Raw genomic sequence first — 20,891 nt, 5'->3', positions numbered from 1 at the left:
CCCCGAGCGGCCGCAACAGGACATTTCGCAGGACGCATGGTTGTGCAACCGACCACCACTCCGAGACTGAGCCGGACCGACCGCTGGAAGCGCCGCGTCAAAACGTTCGGGCTGCGCGTCCTGTCCTCAAGCGGCGCGACCCGCCTGATCGCAACACGCTATGGCGGGCGCGGCATCATCCTGATGTTTCACAATTTCACCCAGGACCCGCGGCGCGACCTCGACCAGGGATGCCGTATCGGCGATTTCGAGCGGATCCTCGCCTACTTGCGCAAGTCGGGCCGCGACATCGTCACCCTCGACGAGGCGCAGCGCCGGCTGAAGGATCCCGCCGGGCGCCGGTTTGCCGTGCTCACCTTCGATGACGGCTATCGCTCGAACATCGACCTCGCCCTTCCCGCGCTGGAGCGGTTCGAGGCGCCGGCGACAATCTATGTGCCAACCAGCATGATCACCCGCGACATCAATGCCTGGTGGCTCGGCCTGACCGTCCTCTTCCGCGACCGGGAGCGGGTCGACATCGAGCCGATGGGCGCGCGCTACTCCTGTCCGGACCTCGACAGCAAGATCGCAGGACTGCGCCGCGCGCTCGCCTGGGTCTGGGGGGATTTCCGGCGCGCCGGGATGCTCGGTCCGACCTTCGCACGCCACGGCATCGACCTTCCCGACCTTGTCGAACGTGCCGCCATCGACGAGGCCGGCATGATCGCCGCCGACCGTCACCCGTTGATCGAGATCGGCGCCCACACGGTGAGCCACCGGGCGCTCTCCCTCCTGGATGACGCGGACGTGCGCACCGAGATGGCCGACAACAAGCTCTTCCTGGAGGAACGCCTGCAGCGGGAGGTCCCGCACTTCGCCTACCCGTACGGCGCGCCGTCGATCTCCGGTGCGCGCGAACCGCGCATTGCCCGCGAGACCGGCTTCCGCTCGGCCGTCACGACCACGCCCGGATGCCTGTTCCCGGAACATGTCGACAGCCCCTTCACCCTGCCCCGGCAGAATGCCGAATATACCGAAGACGGTGCCGCCTACACCGCCTGCGGCATGGCCGGCCTGTTCCGCGCTCTTGCAAGCCGTGGCGGAAGCCCGCTTGCAGGCCTCGCGGGAGCGGCGACGTGAGGGCGGCAATGCACCGGAACGATCCCCAGGAACCAGAGGCGACCGGACCGGAACCGGTCTTCGCCGGCGACACGCTGGTGCATGTGGTGCGCCAGTACAAGCCAAGCATTGGCGGGCTGGAGGATTTCGTCGCCAGCCTCGCGGCACGCCAGCAGGGCCGGTTCAAGCGCATCCGCATCGTCACCTGCGACGAGGTGTTTCGCGGCGACGGCGGCAAGCTGCCGTCCCGTGAGGTGATCGACGGGGTGGAGGTCGAGCGGTTGTCCTATTTCGGCTCGCCGCGCTATCCCGTATCGCCCCGCATCCTGTCGGCGATCCGCGACGCGGACCTTGTTCACGTGCATGCCGTCGACTTCTTCTTCGACGCACTCGCCCTCGCCGCGCCGTTCCATCGCAAGCCGATGATCGCCACCACCCATGGCGGTTTCTTCCACAGTCAGGACTACCGCCTTCTCAAGCAGATCTGGTTCCGCGCGGTGACCCGGCTGACGGCCAACCGCTACGGCGCCGTCGCCTGCTGCAGCCAGAGCGACTATGAAAAGTTCGCCGAGATCGCGCCGACGAAGGTGCGGCTGATCGAGAACGGCGTCGATCTGGGGAAGTTCGGCGATTGCGGCTCCCGCGTTCCGCGCCGTGGCCTGGTCACCATCGGCCGACTGGCGATCAACAAGCGCGTCGACCTGCTGCTCGACGCAATGGCGGACCTGAGCGCGCGAGACGACAGCTGGACGCTCGACATCATCGGCACCCCCTTCGACTGGAGCGCGGATGACGTGCTGCGGATGATTTCCGCACGCGGGCTGACCGAGAAGGTCCGCCTGCATGTCGGCCCGTCCGACGCCGAGATCCGGGATATCCTGGCCAGCAACAGCCTCTTTGTCAGCGCCTCCGCCTACGAGGGCTTCGGCATTGCCCTGATCGAGGCGATGAGTGCCGGCCTGACGCCGGTGGTGCAGCGCAATGCCGCCTTCTCCGCCTTCGCGGCAAGGCATGACGGCATATCCTTGTGCGACTTCACCGACCCCGCCACGACCGCGCGCCAGATCGAAAGGGCCCATGCCGCACTGGTGAAGGCTCCCGCCGCGACGCGCGAACAGGTGATGGCGGTCGCCGATACCTATTCCTGGGCCGGAACGGCGCGGCGCTATGAAGATCTCTACCGGGAAGTCGCTGGCCGCTGAGAGGGCCGCGTCCCCGCACGCGCCTGCTGCGCAGGCTTGCGGGCAAAGCCGGGCCAGACATCAACAGCCCCCACGCACAGCCATAGCAGCGCCGCGGTCTTGATCGAATAGAGGGAATTCGAGACCACCATCAAAAGGCAGATATAGGTCGCGACCAGCGCACGGAAGCGCCAGGCATCGACCGAGCGCGTCCTGGCGAAAATGAACAGGGACCACAAACCCGCGACCCCGATCAGCCCGAACTGGTGCAACGTGTAGGCATAGCCGTTGTCGTCAAGGAACGTATCCATGGCGGAAATGCCGAAAACGCCCGCCAGGTCGAGCTTGAGGAACAGGCGCGCGGCATGGAACCAGCGGCCGCCCAGGTCGTCCTCCCAGCTCAGCCGCGTGGTCCAGCTTCCGTAGATCACCAGGCTGACGATCACCATCGCCGGCAGCAGCCACCACAGGACGCGCGGCACGAAGCGATGTACGACGAAGGCAGCCCCGAAGCCGAAGCACACGAACAGGCCGAACCGCGCATCGCCCAGGATGATCACCGCAGCGGCGGCGGCGAACAGCAACTTGCGCCGCGCCATGTCCTTGCGAAACAGCGCCCACATGCCCAGGAACGCGCCGAAATTGCCCATCGAGACCGGCTCGAGGAAGACCGAGGAAACCCGGTGCTGGCCGAGAAAGGGGAAGAAGTTGCGCCCTTCCGGCCGGATGCCGCTGATGAACAGGCTCGAACCCTCGTTGAAATTGTCTCCCTGCTGGATGGTGCCGCGCGCCACGTAATAATCGTTGATGTTGACGTTGGCGACGAAGAGGTCGAGCAGGAAATACTCGAAAAGCCCGACGCCGATGACAATGCCGGCGCAGCCGAGCACGAGCCGGTCGGCGGTCTCGATATCGCGTATGCCGCGGCCGAGAAAATAGAACACAATGGGGATCAGTCCGTCGCGGATGGCCTTCAGGTCGAGTTCCGGCCTGAGCGCCAGGATCATCGCCATATAGGCGAGATAGATCATCAGCACGACATAGAGATCGACGCGCCGGTCGATGGCGAGCATCAGGCCGATGCCGATCAGGATCACCTCGAGCAGCATCACGTGGCTGGCGGAAATGCCGAACAGGCGCGTGTTGACGAAGGCGAGGGCGAAATTGAAGACGAGCCCGCCGAGAACGACGGCAACGACCGCCTTCAGCCACAGGTCATAGGGCTCCGGCCGCGCCTCGAAGGGGCGGCGCCGGGCCGGCAGGCCGGCCGTGCGAGGCGCGGCAAGCGCCTCAGGCCGCGAGTGCCACATTGCCGATCATCCGGTCCTGCCATGGCTGCAGCAGCGCCAGCGTCCGGTCGAGGTCGCGGCGCGAGGTCTGGCCGACGCCGGACACGAGCACGATGGCATCGCAATAGCCAAGCAGCATCGGCAGATAGGGGTTGGAGAGCGCCGAGCCGCCATCGATGACGAGGAACTCGTCCTCCTCCGCCTCGCGCAGACCAGGCACCGCGCCTCCGCACCCGTCCAGGCGCTCGACGGCGAAGGGGCTTGCGGGCGCGGCACGCCGCGTCGCGGCCGGCTCGGCAAGAGGCTGTGCCTCACGGCGCAGGCTCGACAGGCGGCTGCGCGCCGGCGAGGCGAGCGGCTCCGGCTCCGCAGGCGGTTCCTGTGCGGCGGCCGAGCCGCCGTCATTCATATGCGCCAGAAGAACGTCCTCGCCCATGTCGTAAAGACCGGCGGCGATTGCCCTGGTGAGCGGCGATATCCCTGCAGCATCGCCCGAGGAGAGGACGAGAACATGGGCGGGGCGCTCGTTTTCGAACGCATGACGCAGGGCGTAGGCGATGCGGGCGACCGCGAGCTGGCGCTCCGCCGTTTCCGCGGGCTCTCCGGAGCCCGGCAGCAGCCGCGCAAGACGCCTGGCAGACACCCCACGCCCGGGTGCGCGCAGGCTGGCGAGCAACGGCACTCCGGTGCGATCGACCAGTTCCCGCTCCGACCCGAGTTTGCCGTTGACCATCTCCCAGCCGACGCTGCCGGCCGCGGCCAGGGCAAAGCCGAAGAAGCCGGCGGCGAGCAGCACGATGATGGCGGAAGGGCCGGTCGGCGACAGCGGGGCAACGGCGCGCGAGATGATGCGCGAGTTGGATGTGTCTATTTCCTGTTGCTCCTGCAGCTCCTTGGCGCGGCTGAGGAAGGACCTGTAGACGGCATTCAGCGATTCCGCCTCGCTTTCAAGCTGGCGCAGCCGGATCTGGGACTTGCCCTGGCTCACGTTGGAGGACGCAAGCCGGCGCGATTCCTCTTCCAGCGCGACGACATTGGCCTCGGCCCGCTGCGCCTCGCTGGTCACGGAGCGGCGCACACGGGACAGTTCGTCGGCGATCTGGCGGCGCGTGTTGTCAAGCTGGGAGCGCAGTTCGCGCAGCTGCGGGTGGTTGGCGCCGAGCGTCGTCGCGGCCTGCGCCTCGCGTTCGGCGACACGCGCGTATTGCACCCGCAGCGTGCCGAGCGTGGTGGTCTGAAGGTTGGTGGGCAGGCCGCCCGCCTCGATGTCGGTCACCGTCAGCTCGGCAAGAAGATCCGCATTCGCCTTCGCCCTTTCCAGTTCCAGCCTTGCCTGGGTCAGCTGGGTGTTGACGTCCTGGAGCTGCTGGTCGACGACCAGCCCGCGCTGGCCGGTGCTGATCAAGCCGTTCTCGGCGCGAAAGGTCTCGACCGCCGCCTCGGCGATCTCGAGACGCCGGCGCAGGTCCTCGGCCTGCGACTGCAGCGAAACGCTGGCGCGCAGGGTCGTGTCGGCGCGCGAGCGGCGCGCCTCGTCGAGATAGGTGCGGGCTGCTTCGTTGGCGATGGCGGCCGCCTTGAAGCGGTCCGGATGGCTTGCGTAGATGTTGAAGACAAAGGCCTTCTCGATGCGAATCGCCTGCAGGCTCTCGCGCAGGCCGGCAACGGCGGCGGCGCGGATGTCCTCGGCGGTCGGTTCCGGCCCGCCCCGGCCCAGCAGACGGGCGAGCCTGCCCGGGCCGACCGGCCTGGTGATGGCCGGATCCTTCTCCAGGTCCAGCTTCTCGATCACCTCGTTGAGCACGGCGTTCGACAGGATCACATAGGCCTGGCTGTCGATGGACAGGCGCTGCAAGGTGTCCCCGCCCTCGCGCGCGACAATGTCGTTACCGACGATCTGCAGGCCCTGCGGCTCGATCAGCATCTCGGCCATTGCCCGGTAGACCGGCGTGCGCATCGCAAGAAAGGCCATCGCCAGGGTGACGAACACCAGCGGCAGCACGATCAGCCAGATCAGGCGCTTCCTGAGAATCCCGGGGATCTGGTAGATATCTATCATGCTCGATAACCGCTCTTCCTGTCCGGCACCGGGGTCGTAGCGGCCCGATCATACCGTGTCCTGCATCACGAAGGCATGCCGCAGCCACATGACCGGACGCTCAGGAGTGTCGCCGTTCATGGTTAACATTTCCCAAAACGCCCCTTGTATTTCCCGGTATCGCATCGTCGTTTAAGGACTTGTTCACCCCTGCGGGACGCCATTGCGATAGGTTCGAACACCATTGAGCCGAAACCGTCCATTCCCTTGCCCCAACCGGAGCGGAACGAACAGTCATGAACGAGCAAGTGCCATCGCCCCCCGCCCGGGATTCCAGCGCCGAGACACTGTTTCCGGCGGTGAGAATCGGACCGGTGGAGCTTGCCCGCCTGTCGCGGGAGACTGCCGTGGCACTGCTCCTCGACGACGTGGCGCAGCAACGAAGACGCGCCGTCGCCTTCGCAAACGCGCACGGACTGCTGCTGGCCATGGACGATGCCGCCTATGCCGAGACGCTGTCGCGCTTCCTGGTGCTCAACGACGGGATCGGCGCGGAGATCGGCGCGCGCGTGCTGTCCGGCACAGGCTTTCCGGACAATCTCAACGGCACGGATTTCGTGCCCGCATTGCTTGCCGCCGCACCGGCCGGCACCCGCGTCTACCTGCTCGGCGCCCATCCCCATGTGGTCAAAAAGGCGGCCGCGACCTTCACCGCCCGCTATCCCGCCATCGAGATCTGCGGTTGGCGCGACGGCTATTTCAGCCCTGACGACGAGGCCGGGATTGTCGCAACGATCAACGCCGCGCGCCCGGACATCCTTCTGGTCGCCATGGGCAATCCCAAGCAGGAATACCTGATCGACCGGCTGTTTCCCCGTCTCGACGCGCCGCTGGCGCTCGGTGTCGGCGCGCTGTTCGACTTCACCGCCGGCGAGGTGGCACGGGCGCCTGGAGCGATGCGCCGCTTCGGCCTTGAGTGGATTTTCCGCTTCCTGCAGGAGCCGCGCCGCCTCGGCAGGCGCTACACGTCCGGCGTCGCCCGCTATCTTTGGAACATCCTGTGGCTCCGGCTGAGGGGCGGACAACGGCCGTCAGCCTGACACCGTCAGCCTGACACTGCGCCGCCGGCCAGTCGTTCCAGCCATTCCATCGCCGCATCCACGTCCTCGGCCCTCTCGCCCGCCAGTCCGGTTTCCGGCCGGCGCACCATGATCACCGGCAGGCCGAGCCGGCGCGCCGCGACAAGCTTCGCCGCACCCCAGCGCCCGCCGCTGTTCTTGGCAACGACATGGGTGGCTCCGTGGCTTTGCAGCAATTCGGCCTCGGTGTCGGCATCGTCCGAGGGCCGCGCCAGCACCAGCCTGCCCCGGGGCAGCGGCACGCCCTCGCCGGGCGGGTCGATCATCCGCATCAGGCAGTGGAGGTCCCCGCGTCCGGCAAACCGGAAAATCTCCTTGCGGCCGACCGCAAGGAAAGGCCGGGCACCCTGGGGCAACGCCGCCGCCGCCGCGTCGAGATCGTCGACCTCGCGCCAGTCGTCCCCGGAAGAGGGGCACCAGGGCGGACGCTCCAGCCGCAGCAAGGGGACACAGGCAGCCTCGGCGGCGGCCACCGCATTCGCCGAGATGCGGGCGGCGAAGGGATGGGTCGCATCGACCAGCGCCCCGATGCGTGCCTCCTCCAGGAAACGGGCCATTCCTTGCGCCCCGCCGAAGCCGCCGGTCCTGACGGGAAGCGCATAGGTGTCGGGCCGCTCGACCGCGCCGGCGAGCGAGACGCTTGCCTGAAAGCGCAGGTCTCCGGCGAGCCGCTTTGCCAGGGCGCGGGCATCTCCGGTACCGCCGAGCACCATGAGGACAAGCGGCCCGCTCATGCGGGCGCGTTCGTGTCGAACGGCGCATGCGCAACGACGGTGCCCGCCCGGTCGACCACCAGCACCTCGACATCGATCGCCGCATCGCGGAGCACGCTCCGGATCTGCGTCTTCGCGGCCCGCGCAACGCAGGCGGCAACGTCGACGCCCTCAACGAAGGCGCGGTCGAGCACTTCCTTGGCCGTGTTGGCATGGCGCGCGGCATCGACCAGCGCCGGCGATGCCCCGGCATCGGCGATGATGCCGGCCAGGGCCTCGAAATCCACCTGGCTGCGCGCCGAATGCAGGTCGAGCGCGCCCTGCGCCAGCTTGACGAACTTGGCAAAGCCGCCGGCCATGGTCAGTTTCGGCAGGGGATGGGCACGCAGATACTTGAGCAGTCCGCCGGCGAAATCGCCCATGTCGAGACAGGCGAGCTCGCCGAGATGCGGATGGCGGGCAAGCGCGGCGGCCTCCGACGTCGATCCGGTGGCGCCGACCACATGGACAAGCCCGGCGGCGCGCGCCACATCGACGCCGCGATGGATCGAGGCGATCCAGGCGGCGCATGAGAAGGGGCGGACGATGCCGGTGGTGCCGAGGATCGACAACCCCCCGAGGATGCCCAGACGCGGGTTCATGGTGCGCCGGGCAAGGGCCTCGCCGCCGGGGATGGAAATTTCCACCTCCACGTCGCCGCTGGCGCCGAAACGCTCCGCCACCTCGGCGATCGCCTTGCAGATCATCTCGCGCGGCACCGGGTTGATGGCCGGCTCCCCCGGCGGCACCGGCAGGCCGGCAAGCGTCACCGTGCCGACCCCTTCGCCGGCGCGGAAACGGACGCCCGAGCCGGCTTCGCCCTTTCGCACCGTGGCAAGCACCAGCGCCCCGTGGGTGACGTCGGGATCGTCGCCCGCGTCCTTGACGATGCCGGCACGCGCGTAACCCTCGCCCAGTTCCTCGCGCGCCAAAGCGAAGGCCGGGCGCTCCCCCTTCGGCAGGCTCACCTCGACGGGATCGGGAAACGTGCCGGTCAGCAACGCCTCGTAGGCCGCCTTCGCGGCGGCGCTGGCACAAGTCCCGGTGGTCCAGCCCCGGCGCAGCTCGGAGGGCTGCTTTTGTTCGGTTTTTCCCGCATTCATGGGCGCGACTATAGGTGCGCGGGCGGCCGGGTCGCAATTCCAATAGCGACGGACGCAAAGCAACCTTGGCTGGACAGCCATGGCGGCGTACAAAAAGGTCAGCATGACAGACACGACCGATACCAAGACGAGCGCCGGAAACGAAGCGACGACAGTGCATGGCAAACCGCTGGCAGGGCTCCTGCCGGACGATTTCGCCCTGCCGGCCTTCGAGCCCGGCTGGGTGTGGCTGGCCGGCGCCGGCCCCGGCGACCCGGGCCTTTTGACGCTGCATGTGATCAACGGACTGCGGCAGGCGGACGTCATCGTCTACGACGCGCTGGTCGACACCTCGATCCTGGCACTGGCGCGGCCCGATGCCACCATCGACTATGCCGGCAAGCGCGGCGGCAAGCCGAGCCCGAAGCAGCGCGACATCTCGCTGAAGCTCGTCGAGCACGCCCGGGCGGGCAAGCGGGTGCTGCGACTCAAGGGCGGCGATCCGTTCGTCTTCGGACGCGGCGGCGAGGAGGCACTGACGCTGGTCTCGCAAGGCGTGCCCTTCCGCATCATTCCCGGCATCACCGCCGGCATCGGCGGGCTGGCCTATGCCGGCATCCCGGCGACCCACCGCGACACCAACCAGGCGGTCACCTTCCTCACCGGCCACGACCAGACCGGCCTGACCCCCTCGGCCATCGACTGGGAGGCGATCGCGCGCGGTTCGCCCGTGATCGTCATCTACATGGCGATGAAACATCTCGCCCATATCACCGAGCGGCTCGTTGCCGGCGGACGCAAGGAGAGCGAACCGGTCGCCATCGTCTGCGATGCCTCGCTCCCCACCCAGAAAGTGCTCGAGACGACGCTCGGGACGGCCGCCCGGGACGCGGCACATGCCGGGCTCGAACCACCGGCGATCGTCTGTGTCGGCGAGGTGGTGCGCCTGCGCGCCGGTCTCGACTGGCTCGGTGCACTCGCCGGGCGCCAGCTCGACGCCGATCCGCTCGACCTTGGCCGCCGGACGTCCGTGACCGGATGAGCGCCGTGCGCGGTTCGGGTCTTGTCATCGCCGCGCCGTCCTCGGGCGCCGGCAAGACCACGCTGACGCTGGCGCTGCTACGCGCGCTGGCGCGCCGGGGCCTGCGTGTCGCCAGCGCCAAAACCGGGCCGGACTATATCGACCCCGCCTTTCATGCCGCCGCCAGCGGCCGGCCTTGTGTCAATCTCGACCCCTTCGCCATGCGCAGCGAGTTGCTCGGCGCGCTTGCCGCACGGCAGGCGAGAGATGCCGACATCCTCGTCGTCGAGGGGGTGATGGGCCTGTTCGACGGAGCCGCCGACGGCACCGGTTCGACCGCAGATCTCGCCGCGCGCCTGTCGCTGCCGGCGGTGCTTGTCGTCGACGCGGCGAAGCAGTCGCAATCGGTCGCGGCGCTGGTGCGCGGCTTTCGCGACCACCGGACCGACATCGATGTCGCCGGGGTGATCCTGAACCGCACCGGCAGCCCTCGCCACGAAACGATGCTGCGGGCCGCGCTCGATGCCATCGGCATGCCGGTCCTCGGCGCGGTTGCGCGCGATGCAGGGTTCGAACTGCCCGAGCGCCATCTCGGTCTGGTGCAGGCGGGCGAGCACGGCGATCTTGACGCCTTTCTCGACCACGCGGCGACACGCGTCGCGGCCACCTGCGACCTCGATGCGCTGATCCGGCTGGCCCGGCCGCTTCCTGCCGCCGGCGAGACGCCGACGCTTTCCCCGCCGGGCCAGCGCATCGCCATCGCCCGCGACACGGCTTTCGCCTTTTCCTATCCGCATCTGGTCGAGGGCTGGCGGGCACTAGGCGCCGAAATCACGTTCTTCTCGCCGCTTGCCGATGAAGCCCCCGACAGCCTGGCCGATGCGGTCTATCTGCCCGGCGGCTATCCGGAACTGCATGCGGCACGCATAGCGGAAGCTTCCGCCTTCCGGTCCGGCATGCAGGGCGCGGCGGCTCGCGGCGCGCTGGTCTATGGCGAATGCGGCGGCTACATGGTGCTCGGCGACGGGCTTGTCGATGCGCACGGCGCGCGCCATGCCATGCTTGGCCTGCTGCCGCTGGAGACGAGCTTTGCAACGCGCAAGCGGCATCTGGGCTATCGCCGGCTCCTCGCCCATGCCGGCGCCCCCTGGCAGGGCCGGCTCACCGGCCACGAGTTCCACTATTCGACACTTGTCCGGGAGGGAGAGGCAAGCCGCCTGTTCGAGGCCCGCGGCGCGACCGGCGCGTCCCTTGGCGATGTCGGCCTGCGCGTCGGCCGCGTCATGGGCTCCTATATCCACCTGATCGACAGGGCGTGAGGAACAGGCGCGCCGCCCGCGATCAGGCGGCCTCGAGCACGCAGAGCTTGCAGCGATAGCCTTCCTTTTCGTGATAGGGGGTGTCGCGCACGGCCCGGATACGAACCAGGCCCCGGTTCTCCATCGCCTTCAGATGGCCGGGATAGCCGTCCGGCTCCCAGACCTTCTCATGCACGGTGACGACCACAGGCGCGCCGGGCCTTGCCACACGGGCAAGCTCGTCGATGGCCTTCGGTCCGACATGGCCGCTGGTGAAAACGCCGACGCTGACGACCCCGTCATAGGTGTTGTCGGGAATGTTCAGCGGCCTCGTCATGTCCGCTTCCGAAAGATGCCGATAGACACCCTTCGCCCCGGCCTGTTCCAGCATGCCGGGGCTGAGATCGACGCCGTCGATCGCGGCCTCGATGCGGCTGTCCAGCTCGCGGCCGACAAGCCCCGTGCCGCAGCCGGCATCGAGCACGGCCTGCGCCGGGCCGAGTATCGCGGCCAGGGCCTCGGCGGCGAGCGCGGGCGCGACATAGCCCATGCCGCCGACCGTGTCGCCGTCATAGCTTTCCGCCCAGTCGGCATAGAGGTCGCGGATCTTTTCCGCGTCTCCATCAAGGGCGTAGGCTCGTTTCAAGAGCGCGTTTTTCGGCTCCATGGCGGGTCTCTCCTTTGGCTGTCGGGTGTGGCCCGAGCCTAGGGGGATGGGCGCCATGATGCAAATCCGGGCCGCCCGGAAGCGGCTTACGCCCCGGCTTTCGCCTTTTTCTTCTTCGGCCGGAGCACATGCACGTGGTCGGCGTGGTAGAGCGCCGAATCGCGAAAATCGGCTGCGGGCTGCAAGGCCCGGCCGACAAAGATCAGCGCCGTGCGGGTGATCTTCGACAGCCTGACCTTCTCGCGGATGTCCGACAGCGTGCCGTGGATAAAGCTCTGGTCCGGCCAGCCGACCCGGTAGGCGACCACCACGGGGCAATCCTCGCCATAAAGCGGCACCAGTTGCCGCTCGATCTCGCGCAGGTTGCGGATGGAAAGATGAATGGCGAGCGTCGCGCCGCTCCTGCCGAGCGTCTCCAGGTCCTCGCCAGGGGGCATGTCGGAGGATTTCATCGTCGTGCGGGTGAGGATCACCGTCTGGGCGATCTCGGGCACGGTGAGTTCCTGCCCCAGCGCGGCGGCGGCGGCGGCGAAGGCCGGCACGCCCGGCGTCACGTCGAAGGGAATGTCCTTTTCGCGCAAGCGCCGGATCTGTTCGGCGATCGCGCCATAGAGCGAGGGATCGCCGGAATGGACGCGGGCGACGTCCTCTCCCCGCGCATGCGCGGCCTCGATCTCGGCCATGATCTCGTCGAGCGTCATCGGCGCGGTGTCGACGACGCGCGCGCCCTCGGGCGCCGCCTTGACGATCGCCTCGGGCACCAGCGAGCCGGCATAGAGACAGACCGGGCACGCCTCGATCAGCTTCAGCCCGCGCACGGTGATGAGGTCGGGATCGCCGGGGCCGGCGCCGATGAAATGAACGGTCATAGCTTTTCCTCGATGCGTTTGGCGTAGCCGCGCGGGGTGTAGACGAAGGGCTTGCCTGCGCCCGTCATCACCGCGCGCGAGGCGGACGAACCGACCAGCACCGTGGTCAGCATGTCGACGTCGTCGACGCGCAAGTCCCCCAATGTCGTCACGGTGATCGTCTCGCCCTCGCGGCCGAGATTGTAGCCGAGCACGACGGGCGTGTCGGCGGGACGGCCCGTCAGCAGGATCTCCCGGGCGGCGGCAAGCTGGGTGCGGCGACGCTTCGACACCGGGTTGTAGAAGGCGACGACGAAATCGCCGAGGGCCGCCGCCTTGAGCCGCTGCTCGATCGCCTCCCAGGGGGTGAGGAGATCGGAGAGCGAGATGGTGCAGAAGTCATGCCCGAGCGGCGCGCCGACAAGGGCGGAGGCCGCCTGCAGGGCCGAGATGCCGGGCGCGTTGACCACCTCGATGCGCCGGGCCGCGTCCGAAACGCCGCCCTCTTCCTGCGGTCGGTGCAGCAGTTCATAGACCAGCGCGCCCATGGCGTAGATGCCGGCATCACCGGAGGAGACGAGCGCCACCGAGCGCCCCTCGCCGGCGCGCTCCAGCGCGAAGCGCACCCGCTCCTCCTCCGCGCCGAGCGGAAAGGCGTGGCGCGGCTTGCCCTGGATCAAGGGCGCAACAATGTCGAGATAGAGCGAGTAGCCGACCGCCTCGTCGGCCTCGGCCAAAAGGCGCGAGGCCTGCGGCGTGCGCCAGTCGTCGCGTCCCGGGCCGATGCCGATCACCGAGAGCCGGCCGCGTGCCCGGCCGATCTCCACCGGATCGAGGGGCGCGGGTGCGCGCGCCACCGCGACCGTCGCATTGGCGCTCTTGCGCTTTTCCACGACCAGTTCGCCATCCGTGCCGCTCGCGGCGAGAGCCGCGCCTTCCGAAACGCCATGACAGCCGACTTCCGCGAAAACGACGTCGGACGGGTTGGCAAGACGCCCTGCCTCCTCCTCCAGCCGGCTTGCCGGAAACACGCGCACCGGCGCGCCGAGCGCCTTGCCCAGCGCATGCACCGCCGGTTCGTCCGCCTTCAGGTCGAGCGTTGCGACCAGCGCCACGGCGCCTTCGGCAAGCCCCGCCCCGGCGAGGGCCTCCCGGACGAGCGCAACCAGTTCCTCGGGCGGGCAGCCGCGGGCGCAGCCGACGCCGACGACAAGGCATTGCGGATGATAGACCAGCGCATCCGGCGTCGCGGGGCGGGCCTTTTCGGTGACGGCAATCGCCAGCGCCGCACTGTCGGAAACCGGCAGGCGCGAGCGGCTCAGCCAGGAGGCGGACCCCTCGATGCGCACCGGCTCGCCGGCGAGCAGCCGCGCCATCACGCCTTTGGCATGTTCCGGATTGGCCAGCCACCAGCCCTTGGGCGGCGAATCGAGCGCCACGCCGAGCGCCGTGTCGCCCTGCGTCGTCACCGCCGCGTGGGCGTCCAGCGCACCCGCCACCTGGCGGGCGAGCGAGTTGGCGCCGCGATGACCGCCAAGCAGCGGCACGACGCTTTCCCCGTCCTCGGAGACGGCGATCACCGGCGGTTCGGAGCGCTTGTCCTCGATCACGGCGGCAAGCGCCCGGATGAGGATGCCGGAGGCACAGACGCCGATGATCGGCGTGCCGGCCTGGTAGAGCGCGCGGATGTGGTTGAGCGTCTCGGCAAAGGGGACGTCGAGCCCCGGCACCCGGTGGGCGAGCCCGTGCAGGGTCGCGCCCGGCAGGGCGGCGGCAATGCGCCGCGCCGTGGCGAGCGCCGCCGGTGTCAGGACGAGGATTGCGGCGGAAGCATCCACGCTTCGTCTCCCTTGTAAATCAGGATCATCGAAAAATAGGGGGCGGAGGCGTCATTCACCTTCGCCAGCGGCATCGCCTTTTCGCTGGCAAGCGTCGCCCGTTCCACATAGCCGGCATGACCCAGCAGGCCCAGGGCGGAAACCAGCGCCTTGAGCCGTTCCAGATGGCGGCCGACCTTCATGATGGCGATGGCGCCGGCCGCCTCGATGCGGGCGGCGATCTCCTCGTCGGCAAGCGGACCGGGTATGACGGTGAGCACGTCGTTGCGCGCGGTGAGCGGCCGGCCGAGCCGCGCGGCACAGGCCGTCAGCGAGGTGACGCCCGGCACGATCTCGCAAGGATGGCTGCCCGACAGCCGCTCATAGAGATACATGAAGGAGCCGTAGAAGAAGGGATCGCCCTCGCACAGCGTCACCACGTCCTCGCCGGCGGCAAGGGCGGCGCCGATCTCCTCCGCCGCGCGGTCATAGACGGCCTGCGCGGGAAACCGCTCGACGCGCATCGGCACGACGATCGGGATCTCGCGCGCCCCGTCCGGAATGACATGGGCCGCGATCGAACGGGCGAAGCTCTCGCCATCGTCAGGCGCGGGGTAGGCGACGACCTTGGCCGAGGAGATCAGGCGATGCGCCTTCACGGTCATCAGTTCAGGGTCGCCGGGCCCGAGCCCGACGCCGTAAAGCGTTCCGGTTTTCGTCATGGCAGAATGAAGCTCCATTGCGTCACCGGCATCAGGGGCCGCCAGCCGGTCATGCCGCCGACCGGGCCGGCGCGCGAGATGGCGATGCGCGCCAGCTCGCCGCCATGGCGGGCATGGGCCGCGGCAAGCACCGCCTCGCTTTCCAGCGTCACCGCATTGGCGACAAGCCGGCCGCCCGGCTTCAGCGCGGCAAGGGCGGCCTCGAGCGCGCCGGGTGCGGTCAGTCCGCCGCCGAAGAAGATCGCATCGGGCGGCGGCAGGTCCGCGAGCCCGTCCGGCGCGGACGCGGCGCGCAGGTCGAGTTGGGGCACGCCGAGCGCTGCCGCATTGGCCCGCGCCGTGGCGCGGCGGGCATCGTCCGGCTCCAGCCCGATGGCCTGGCTGCGCGGCGCGGCCCGCAACCACTCGATGGCGACCGCCCCCGATCCCGCACCGATATCCCACAGCAGCGCGCCGGGCACCGGCATCAGCCGGGCGAGCGTCACGGCGCGGATCTCCCGCTTTGTGATCTTGCCGTCATGACGGAAGGCGTCGTCGGCAAGCCCCGGCACGCGGGCGCGCAAGGGCGTGTTGGCAACCGCCTGCGCCTCGATGGCAATGACATTCAGCGCCGCGACCGGCCCGCGCCAGCTCTCCGCCATCGCCGCGAGAACCCGCTCGCGCGGCCCGCCGAGATGTTCGAGCACGGTGATCCGGCTCGCGCCATAGCCCTCGTCGACGAGCAGGTCGGAAATCTCGTCGGCGGCGGCCACTCCCGACGTCAGGCAGAGAATGCGGGCGCCGGGAAAGAGGACGCCGCGCAGGAGGTCGAGCGGCCGGCCGTGCAGCGACAGCGTCTCGGTCTCCTGCAGCGGCCAGCCAAGCCTCGCGGCGGCAAGCGACAGGGAGGACGGCGCGGGCAGAACCAGCATTTCGTGCGGGGCAAGCACGCGCGCAAGGGTCGCGCCGACCCCGAACCACATCGGATCGCCGGAGGCGAGCACCACGGTCGGCGTGCCGCGCCCGGCAAGCAGCATCCCGGCGCCCGCCTCGAAGGGAGAGGGCCAGGGCGTCACGCTCTTGCCGAGTGCCGCCACCAGTTCCGCATGGCGCGCGCCGCCGAAGATCCGCCCGGCTTCCTCAACGGCGCGGCGGGCAATCGGCGTCAGTCCGTCAAGGCCATCCTCGCCGATGCCGACCAGCGTCAGCCAGGGTGCGGCGCCCCCCGGCGCGCCGTTCTCGGCCGGGCTCATGGCGCCGTCTCTTCCGGCACGCCGGCGGCCAGCGCGTTGAGCGCGGCGGCGGCAATTGCCGAGCCGCCCTTGCGACCGCGCAGCGCCAGGCACGGGATGCCGAGCGGGCTGTCGAGCAACGCCTCCTTGGATTCCGCCGCGCCGACGAAGCCGACCGGAAAGCCGAGGATCGCCGCCGGACGCGGAAAGCCCTGGTGGATCCGTTCCAGCAGATGGAAGAGAGCCGTCGGCGCGTTGCCGATGACGACGACAGCCCCGTCCAGCCGGTCCGCCCAAAGGTCGACGGCGGCGGCCGAGCGGGTGGTGCCGAGGCGCTTCGCCAGGTCCGGCACGCCGGGGTCATTGAGCGTACAGACGAGGCTGTTATCAGCCGGCAAACGTCTTGCGATGATGCCCTCGCAGACCATGCGCACATCGGCGAAGACCGGAGCTCCGGCGGCAAGCGCCTGCGCGACAATCGCCGCCACGTCGCCGCGCCAGCCGATGTCGGCGACGATCTCCGGCATGCCGCAGGCATGGATCATGCGGATCGCGGCCGGATGCAGGCTTTCGGGCAGGCGCGCCAGGTCGGCTTCGCCGCGCACGATGGCGAAGGACCGGCGGTAGATCGCCGCCGGATCGTGCTCGTAGTCGTAGAAGGGGGGATCGCCCGCGTTCACGCCGTCATCCTTGCCGTCGTCACGCCGCGCTCACCCGCCCGACTTGCGCATGGATTTCGGCCCGTGCGGGTGGTCGGCATGCGGATAGACCGGGTGATGGTGGTCGTGATGGTCGTGCCCGTGCCCGTGCCCGTGTGAATGGGAATGTCCGTGCCCGTGGTCATGGTGGTGATGATCGTGGGAGTGGCCGTGATCGTGGTGGTGATGGCCGGCGGCGGCCTGTTCCTCGCAGGCGCCTGTGCAGGTCACATCGCAGAGCTTGCACTCGGCATCGGCGCCGAGCCCCTCGACATGGTGGTGATGGCTTTCCTGCGGCCGGCCGATGTCCTCCTCGAAGCCCAGCACCTGCTCCCGGTACTTGCACATCTGGCAGTTCATCAGGTTGGCGCCCTGCAGGATCTCCTGCACCCGGTCCGCCATCGTGTCGATCACCTGCGGATGGTCGTTGAGATAGCCGGCCTTGAGGAACTCGATTTCGGGATGGCGGGCGGCGACCTCGTCGGTGTGATTGTAGATGCGGCTGACGAGCACGCCGGAGAACAGGAAATAGGGGAAGACGACGATGCGGCGGTAACCGAGCTTCGCCGCATGCTCCAGCGCCGGCTGCACCAGCGGGAAGGTGACGCCCGAATACCCCGTCTCCGCCCAGCCGAAGCCGAAACCTTCCCACAGCATGCGGGTGATCTTGGCGACATTGGAATTGGCGTCCGGATCGGAAGCGCCGCGCCCGATCACCATCAGAAGCGTCTCGTGCAGCGGCACGTCGCCGCCGGCCGCGCCTTCAAGGGCCTCGCGGATGCGATCGCCGGCGGCGCGGACCATGCGCGTGTCGACGGCCAGCTCCCGGCCATAGGTGATGGTGACGCCCGGGTTCTGCGCCTGATAGGTGTTGAGGACGGACGGGATGTCGTTCTTGGCGTGGCCGGCGGCGAACAGCATGCCCGGCACCGCGAGAATGCGGGTGCAGCCTTGCGCGCGCAACCGGTCGAGACCGTCCTTGATCACCGGATTGGCGAATTCGAGATAGCCGTATTCCACCGGCCAGCCGGGAAAGCGGGCCTTCAGCCGCTCGGCAAGCTGTGCGAATTCACCGACCGCACCGCGGTTGCGGCTGCCGTGGCCGCAAATCATCAGCCCCAGCTTCTCGCCTGCTTCGTCCGTCATGCCGGCCATTACGCTCCCCCCTCGAATGCATCCGAGGGACGCTCCGTCAAAACCGCGCCGAAGACAAATTCGTGTTTCATCTCAAAAGCTCCCTCTCGGCCTGACGGCCAGTGCCCGCTGCCCGGTGCCGGCCTGATGCCGGGTCACCATTGGCGTCGCTTGTGAGGGAGAAACCGGTCGCGCACGCCATGCCGGACGCAGCGCGAACCGCGCAACGCCTGCCAAACCGCTCGGACAGCTCCGGACTGGATCCCCGACATGGGTCGATCGGCACCGGAATCGCTTTCAGTCCCTCCCGGGACGCCGTCATTGGCCGGGCACGCTAGTGGAGCCGGTCGGAGGCATCAAGCACCAAATCCGGCGGAACCTGTCGGCAGAGCGGCAGCCGTCTCCAAAACCCCGGCGTGTTCAGGCGGATAGGCACAATCGTCAGGATCGCGGAAACCGGATGTTCACCGCCTTGCCTTATCCTTGGTTGCAACAAGAATGAGGGAGAGAATCGTTCATGACGCAACTCGCCGCGGCAATCGCCCCCGCCAGCGCGATGACATTTGCCGACCGCACCCCCGCCGGCCTGACGCTCGCCCGCCTGGACGGGCTGAAACTTGACCCAGCGCCGATCAATCCGGACTGGGTGCTGGAGGGTGCGCCGCAGGCGCGCGCGGTGCAGCTGGCGCAGGGCGACGACCGCAATGCGTCAATGTCGGTCTGGGATTGCACGGCCGGCCGCTTCAACTGGTATTTCGGTTGCGACGAGGCGGTCTACATCCTCGAGGGGTCGGTGACGGTGACCGGTCCGGACGGCGAGACGCGCGTGCTGAACGCCGGTGACACCGGGTATTTTCCGGCCTTTTCCTGGTTCGAGTGGCACGTGCCGGACTATGTCCGCAAGGTGGCCTTCTGCCATGACGTGGTGCCGCCGCTGGCGCGTCTGCCGGTCAAGGTGCTCGTTCGACTGTCGAGGGTCGCCGACCGGCTTTACACGGCGGCCTTCGGCCCCCGCGCCGCGCCGGGCAACAGCAAGACCCCGTGACATCACCAGCCCTGTGACGCGGCCGGGCCGGGTGGAACCGTCGGGCCTTGCGAAAACGGACCGGTTTCCCGGGACGCCGAAAGGCACTACCCTCCCGGAAAACAACCCGGGAGAGCTCCTTTCATGTCGATGATCTCGCTGGTACTGACGGCGCTTGCCGATGATCGCCCCGGCCTCGTCTCGCAGCTGGCGGACGTGATCGCCGCGCATGAGGGCAACTGGATCGAAAGCTCCATGTCGCGGCTTGCCGGCGAGTTTGCCGGCATCGTTCGCGTCGAGGTGCCCGAGAACCGGATCGAGGCACTGGAAGCCGCGCTCGGCGCGCTCGCCCCGCACGGCATCACCACCACGTTGAGGCGCAGCGGTGCTGCCCATGAGACCCATGGCCAGGCGGCGCGGATGACGGTCATGTGCCAGGATCATCCGGGCATCGTTCATGCGGTTTCCGCCGTGCTGGCCGCCAAGGGCGTCAGCATCACCAGCCTGGAAACCGAGATCTATGCCGGCTCGATGAGCGGCGAGCGGATGTTCCGCGCCGCGGTCGACATGGTGCTGCCGGTGGACCTTGCCGCCAGCGACCTGTCAGCCGCGCTGGAAAACCTTGCCGGCGACCTGATGGCCGAAGTCGACTTCACCGATATCGGCTGAGCCTCGCTGCCCGTTCAGGCGGGGCCAAGCGCCACGATGTGATTGTCCCAGGCAATGCCGGGCGTGGCCGCCAGCAAGGCCGGCGCGCCGGCCGGATCGGCGCTGTCGCTGAGGCCTCCCCGGCCGTCGGAAATGAGGAAGGCGCCCTGGTCGAGCGGCGCCAGTCCGCAGGCATCGACGCGGTCCTGGGCGGCCAGGAACGTGCCGTCGCCGGCCCTGAAATAAAGCACCTTGCCGGCGCGCGGGCAGGAGGCGGCGACCACCTCTCCGTCGCGACTGAGCGCGACCGAGCCGATATAGTTGGCAAGCCTGCCGGAGAGGTCGTCCGGCACGTCATGCAGCGCCAGCCGGCCGCTTGCGATGTCGAGCGAGGCCACAAGCGGCGGCGTGTCGTCCTGCGGCCCCTCGTACTGGCCTCCGATCCACACCTTGCCGGCCGCCCCCACAGCCATGTGGCGCAGCGACAGCTGGTGGAGATGCGCGGGCGCCTCGATGGTGGCCAGAATCGAGCCGCTCAGGCAGTCGATCAGCGCGATATTGGGCCGCATGGTGGCGACGTTCAGCTTCTCGCGCTCGTGGTCCGGATGCGTCTCGATGCCGCCATTGGCGACCACCAGCGTGCGGCCGTCCGGCAGGGGCAGGATGTCGTGCGGACCGGTGCCGCCGGACCAGTACTCGCCGACGCGCTCCGGCGTTTCGCCAGAGACGTCGTAAACGCCAATGACGCCGCGCGAGGTCTCGAAGTCGTTCTCGGTGGCATAGACCAGCCGTCCGTCAGGCGAAAAGGCGCCGTGGCCGTAGAAATGCCGGCCGGGCACGGCGGTGACGGTCACCGGCTCGCCGCGCCCGAGCGGATCGAACAGAACCGCGAAGGTGCCGGGCCTGCGGGCGAAGGCGAGACAGCGGCCGGTGCCCGGGCAGACGGCAACGTCATGGCCCCGGTCCGGCAGCGGCACTCTCGCCCTCGTCGATCCGTCGAGACCGGTGACGACGACCGAATGGGTGCCGTCGGCCTCGCGCCGCGCGGCGGCAAAAAGCGGGCCCCCCGCCTCGAGCGCCCGCGCCCCGGCGGCAAAGGCCGCCGGCCCGCGCGCGGCAAGCGCGGCAAGGCCCGCGCCGGTGCCCAGAAGCAGCTGCCGCCGGTCAATCCCCGTCAAGCGCATTGAAGCCTCCCCGGAAATCGAGATGCCCGGCAAGTTC

19 protein-coding genes are annotated in these 20,891 nt (G+C 68.8%); 7 read left to right on the top strand and 12 right to left on the bottom strand.

Annotated features, from left to right (window positions below):
* Nucleotides 1-36: 36 nt before the first annotated feature.
* Both ACN0T5_RS15295 and ACN0T5_RS15290 read left to right on the top strand, forming a co-directional pair.
* Complete coding sequence (locus ACN0T5_RS15295) at nucleotides 37-1,122, top strand: polysaccharide deacetylase family protein (protein ID WP_417769474.1); 1,086 nt, start codon at nucleotides 37-39, stop codon at nucleotides 1,120-1,122.
* Nucleotides 1,119-2,303 (top strand): glycosyltransferase family 4 protein, encoded by a 1,185-nt coding sequence (locus ACN0T5_RS15290; RefSeq protein ID WP_417769473.1) that lies wholly within the window; start codon nucleotides 1,119-1,121, stop codon nucleotides 2,301-2,303. The genes ACN0T5_RS15295 and ACN0T5_RS15290 overlap by 4 nt, the downstream gene beginning before the upstream one ends.
* Here the strand turns inward: ACN0T5_RS15290 and ACN0T5_RS15285 are convergent.
* On the bottom strand, nucleotides 2,279-3,592 hold the full coding sequence (locus ACN0T5_RS15285; protein WP_417769472.1) for a UDP-phosphate alpha N-acetylglucosaminyltransferase: 1,314 nt from the start codon (nucleotides 3,590-3,592) through the stop codon (nucleotides 2,279-2,281). The genes ACN0T5_RS15290 and ACN0T5_RS15285 overlap by 25 nt on opposite strands.
* Nucleotides 3,573-5,630, bottom strand: a complete 2,058-nt coding sequence (locus ACN0T5_RS15280) for a GumC family protein (protein WP_417769471.1) — start codon at nucleotides 5,628-5,630, stop codon at nucleotides 3,573-3,575. The genes ACN0T5_RS15285 and ACN0T5_RS15280 overlap by 20 nt, the downstream gene beginning before the upstream one ends.
* A 275-nt stretch (nucleotides 5,631-5,905) precedes the next feature.
* Here ACN0T5_RS15280 and ACN0T5_RS15275 point away from each other — a divergent pair, with 275 nt between their 5' ends.
* Nucleotides 5,906-6,709, top strand: coding sequence for a WecB/TagA/CpsF family glycosyltransferase (locus tag ACN0T5_RS15275; protein WP_417769470.1), 804 nt, complete (start codon nucleotides 5,906-5,908; stop codon nucleotides 6,707-6,709).
* A 5-nt stretch (nucleotides 6,710-6,714) separates the two neighbouring features.
* Here ACN0T5_RS15275 and ACN0T5_RS15270 read toward each other — a convergent pair whose 3' ends face one another.
* Entirely contained in the window at nucleotides 6,715-7,482 is a 768-nt protein-coding gene (locus tag ACN0T5_RS15270; protein WP_417769469.1) for a cobalt-precorrin-6A reductase, read from the bottom strand.
* Complete coding sequence (locus ACN0T5_RS15265; RefSeq protein ID WP_417769468.1) at nucleotides 7,479-8,603, bottom strand: cobalt-precorrin-5B (C(1))-methyltransferase; 1,125 nt, start codon at nucleotides 8,601-8,603, stop codon at nucleotides 7,479-7,481. Before ACN0T5_RS15265 ends, ACN0T5_RS15270 begins: the two co-directional genes overlap by 4 nt.
* Before the next feature lie 103 nt (nucleotides 8,604-8,706).
* Here ACN0T5_RS15265 and cobA point away from each other — a divergent pair, with 103 nt between their 5' ends.
* The gene (gene cobA, locus ACN0T5_RS15260; RefSeq protein WP_417769467.1) at nucleotides 8,707-9,624 is read left to right on the top strand and encodes a uroporphyrinogen-III C-methyltransferase; all 918 of its coding nucleotides are present in this window, start codon (nucleotides 8,707-8,709) and stop codon (nucleotides 9,622-9,624) included.
* Nucleotides 9,621-10,922, top strand: coding sequence for a cobyrinate a,c-diamide synthase (locus ACN0T5_RS15255; protein ID WP_417769466.1), 1,302 nt, complete (start codon nucleotides 9,621-9,623; stop codon nucleotides 10,920-10,922). Before cobA ends, ACN0T5_RS15255 begins: the two co-directional genes overlap by 4 nt.
* Before the next feature lie 22 nt (nucleotides 10,923-10,944).
* On the opposite strand, the gene ACN0T5_RS15250 is transcribed toward ACN0T5_RS15255, so the two are convergent.
* From ACN0T5_RS15250 to ACN0T5_RS15220, 7 genes are all read right to left on the bottom strand, one after another.
* On the bottom strand, nucleotides 10,945-11,568 hold the full coding sequence (locus ACN0T5_RS15250; RefSeq protein ID WP_417769465.1) for a class I SAM-dependent DNA methyltransferase: 624 nt from the start codon (nucleotides 11,566-11,568) through the stop codon (nucleotides 10,945-10,947).
* An 86-nt stretch (nucleotides 11,569-11,654) separates the two neighbouring features.
* Nucleotides 11,655-12,437, bottom strand: coding sequence for a precorrin-4 C(11)-methyltransferase (cobM, locus tag ACN0T5_RS15245; RefSeq protein ID WP_417769464.1), 783 nt, complete (start codon nucleotides 12,435-12,437; stop codon nucleotides 11,655-11,657).
* Nucleotides 12,434-14,254 carry a precorrin-3B C(17)-methyltransferase gene (gene cobJ / locus ACN0T5_RS15240; RefSeq protein WP_417769463.1) on the bottom strand — a complete coding sequence of 607 codons (1,821 nt, stop codon included), beginning with the start codon at nucleotides 14,252-14,254 and terminating at the stop codon, nucleotides 12,434-12,436. Before cobJ ends, cobM begins: the two co-directional genes overlap by 4 nt.
* Complete coding sequence (cobI, locus tag ACN0T5_RS15235; protein ID WP_417769462.1) at nucleotides 14,224-14,955, bottom strand: precorrin-2 C(20)-methyltransferase; 732 nt, start codon at nucleotides 14,953-14,955, stop codon at nucleotides 14,224-14,226. Before cobI ends, cobJ begins: the two co-directional genes overlap by 31 nt.
* Nucleotides 14,952-16,187 carry a precorrin-6y C5,15-methyltransferase (decarboxylating) subunit CbiE gene (gene cbiE / locus ACN0T5_RS15230; protein WP_417769461.1) on the bottom strand — a complete coding sequence of 412 codons (1,236 nt, stop codon included), beginning with the start codon at nucleotides 16,185-16,187 and terminating at the stop codon, nucleotides 14,952-14,954. Before cbiE ends, cobI begins: the two co-directional genes overlap by 4 nt.
* A complete protein-coding gene (locus ACN0T5_RS15225) occupies nucleotides 16,184-16,846 on the bottom strand; it encodes a precorrin-8X methylmutase (RefSeq protein WP_417769460.1) in 663 nt (220 codons plus the stop codon). The genes cbiE and ACN0T5_RS15225 overlap by 4 nt, the downstream gene beginning before the upstream one ends.
* Before the next feature lie 30 nt (nucleotides 16,847-16,876).
* Complete coding sequence (locus tag ACN0T5_RS15220) at nucleotides 16,877-18,010, bottom strand: sirohydrochlorin chelatase (protein ID WP_417769459.1); 1,134 nt, start codon at nucleotides 18,008-18,010, stop codon at nucleotides 16,877-16,879.
* Nucleotides 18,011-18,515: 505 nt separating this feature from the next.
* On the opposite strand from ACN0T5_RS15220, the gene ACN0T5_RS15215 reads away from it, so the two are divergent.
* Nucleotides 18,516-19,043, top strand: a complete 528-nt coding sequence (locus tag ACN0T5_RS15215; protein WP_417769458.1) for a cupin domain-containing protein — start codon at nucleotides 18,516-18,518, stop codon at nucleotides 19,041-19,043.
* Between the two features lie 123 nt (nucleotides 19,044-19,166).
* Nucleotides 19,167-19,691: a glycine cleavage system protein R gene (locus ACN0T5_RS15210; protein ID WP_417769457.1), complete on the top strand. Its 525-nt coding sequence runs from the start codon at nucleotides 19,167-19,169 to the stop codon at nucleotides 19,689-19,691.
* Nucleotides 19,692-19,705: 14 nt separating this feature from the next.
* Here ACN0T5_RS15210 and ACN0T5_RS15205 read toward each other — a convergent pair.
* A partial coding sequence (locus ACN0T5_RS15205) for a DUF1513 domain-containing protein (RefSeq protein WP_417769456.1) occupies nucleotides 19,706-20,891 on the bottom strand: 1,186 nt, incomplete at its 5' end.

This window comes from Stappia sp. (assembly GCF_048261845.1).
GTDB lineage: Bacteria > Pseudomonadota > Alphaproteobacteria > Rhizobiales > Stappiaceae > Stappia.
This window is presented reverse-complemented; position numbering and strand designations above follow the sequence as displayed.